The organism is Cerasibacillus sp. (assembly GCF_036516575.1).
In the GTDB taxonomy this organism is placed as follows: domain Bacteria; phylum Bacillota; class Bacilli; order Bacillales; family Amphibacillaceae; genus Cerasibacillus.
In genome coordinates, this window is the sequence record NZ_DATBTY010000008.1 from 1 (window position 1) to 2166 (window position 2166).

The 2166-nt window shown below is 35.9% G+C and carries 2 protein-coding genes; both read right to left on the reverse strand.

Annotated features, from left to right (window positions below; genetic code table 11):
- Positions 1 to 84 precede the first annotated feature (84 nt).
- On the reverse strand, positions 85 to 1275 hold the full coding sequence (locus tag VIG73_RS02285) for a G5 domain-containing protein (RefSeq protein ID WP_331638943.1): 1191 nt from the start codon (positions 1273 to 1275) through the stop codon (positions 85 to 87).
- 404 nt (positions 1276 to 1679) lie between these two features.
- Positions 1680 to 2166 (reverse strand): glutamate ligase domain-containing protein (locus tag VIG73_RS02290; RefSeq protein ID WP_414648358.1); only part of this gene is annotated, 487 nt, incomplete at its 5' end.

Here is a 2166-nt window from a genome sequence, read left to right on the forward strand (position 1 = left end):
TCGCTTCAGAAATAATTTTCGCTTCAACGAGCAAATCACCTAACTTTTTTCTTTCATTCGGCTTCACTTTTGTTCGCTCCTTTATTATTGAACTACGGGACGACCTGCCTTGTCTGTCAACGGTTTTTCGCCTTCCGGTGCCAGCGGTTGCCCTTCATCATCTACATCAATTTCGTGTGATTCTTTTCCTTCATTTCCTTCTACTTGTTCTCGTTCCATTTCTGCTGCTTCCTCACGATCAGGTGCGATTTCTACGATTTTATTAATCGGCGCATAAAATGTTTCGCCTAATCGTTCTTCTTGTTCGAAAGGTCCGTTCTGTTGCATTTTAAACAATGTTACATGAACTCCTGATGAACCGTCCCTCAAAACTCGCTCTTGTTTTCCTTTTAATTGAGAAGAGTAGCGATAAATTGTTTTGTAAGGAACAGTTTCTTCTTTCAAATTAAAAGTATATTTATTTTCTTCATCGAAACTGTGTAATGCTACAATCAATCGATTATCTGAATGTTTTATTTTCATAACAACTGGATGTTTCGACACATTATATATTTTAAAATCTTTCGGTGTAATTTTATCAATCTGAACATCCGTTCCAGGACGTGCATAATTTGGCACTTCCAACTGCGCATGACGCTCTAAAACAGATAAGCTAGATTCCAAGGATGCTGCATTTAAAACGCTCGCAAAAAAACTCAACGAATGAGCATCAGCTGTTACATGTTCATTTTCGATAAACTGTAATAAAGAAAACACTTCTCCTTCATGAAACGTATATTCATCTAAAGTATCGATTAAATCGCCCAATTGAACGACATCATTCGGAATAACCTCCATACCGAATGCCACGCGCTTCATGCTTTGGAATGCCGCTTCACTTTCTTCAATGACGAGAGGACTTTCTTTTAATACGCTCGCATGTTCAACCAATTGTTCTTTTACGCTCTCTTTCGATAAGTAAATATAGGGTTCAAGCAATTCGTCTATCCGCTCATCTAACGCAACAACAAGTGAAGTTGACCCGAAATATCGATCTGAAAACAATTCATACCACTTTCTTTTATTGGCAGTCATAAATTGGTGAACCGTCGCATCTACATCAAAATAAAAGTAATCCATCGGAATTTGAATATTTGTATGTGGTCCTTCAATGTAAAATGGTTTAGATTTCCATTCAGCAATTTGTATTTGTATCGAGTGACGTACTTCTTCTTCTGTTTTAGCTGTAATTTGTATAAGCGAAGTAGGTTGCTTAGCGATTGCAAAATTCATCATTAAAGCCCTACATAAAAAAATTACAACGAACAAAGTTAACATAATAAAATATATTTTATTATTACGTAAAAACAATTTTGTCACTCCTTCATATAAGATACTTATTTTTCTTTTTTCTAATACGTGATAATAACGAATCTTTTAGTTCGCACGTGCCATTATATAATGACTTTTTATCTATGTCAATGTCCAATTTCCACTTCACTTAACATTAACAACAGTATTAAATACCCTTTTTACAAGTATATACAGCTCAGAAAAGTAAATTTATGGTTTCGATTCAGTTTTTTGTACCATTTTATAAACATTCCTGTTCATTTAATTATATTTTTTTGTTCAAGTAAATATTTACTACATTTATTTAGTTTTAAAAATATAATAAAATAAAAAACAGCCGACGTTATTTACATCGACTGTAATAAATAAAGTGACCCTGTAATAATAAGGGGACGACTGATTGGTAAGTTAATCATTTTTTTCAATTCGTCTACTTTTTTCACAAAGATTGTACACTCGCTCTCAATGGTTTGTAATTGTTCTTTTTGAAGTGCTTCTTCATGTTCAAATTCAATGAAGGTTAAACTCGCTGCGACTTCTTCTAAAATCGTGACGACTGATTGTACGTCTTTGCGCGCGAGTATGCCGAATGCGATATCTACTTTTGCCTCTTCTCCAAATTGCTCCCTGATTGTTCGAACGAGGGCTTTCGCGGCAGCTGGATTGTGTGCACCGTCCAACCAGACATGTTCGCGCACTTGTTCAAAGCGATAGGCGTACGTCGCCGTTTCGATTGCTCGTGCTACTTTTTCTTGCTCTAGTGGAATTTGTAACAGTTCAAGTCCCGCGATGGCGAGTGCAGCATTGTACACTTGATGCGTTCCTTGTAATAGA

Excerpts from the sequence above, each read along its gene's own strand:
- VIG73_RS02285 (WP_331638943.1), bottom strand. The coding sequence starts at position 1,275 with ATGATGAATTTTGCAATCGCTAAGCAACCTACTTCGCTTATACAAATT.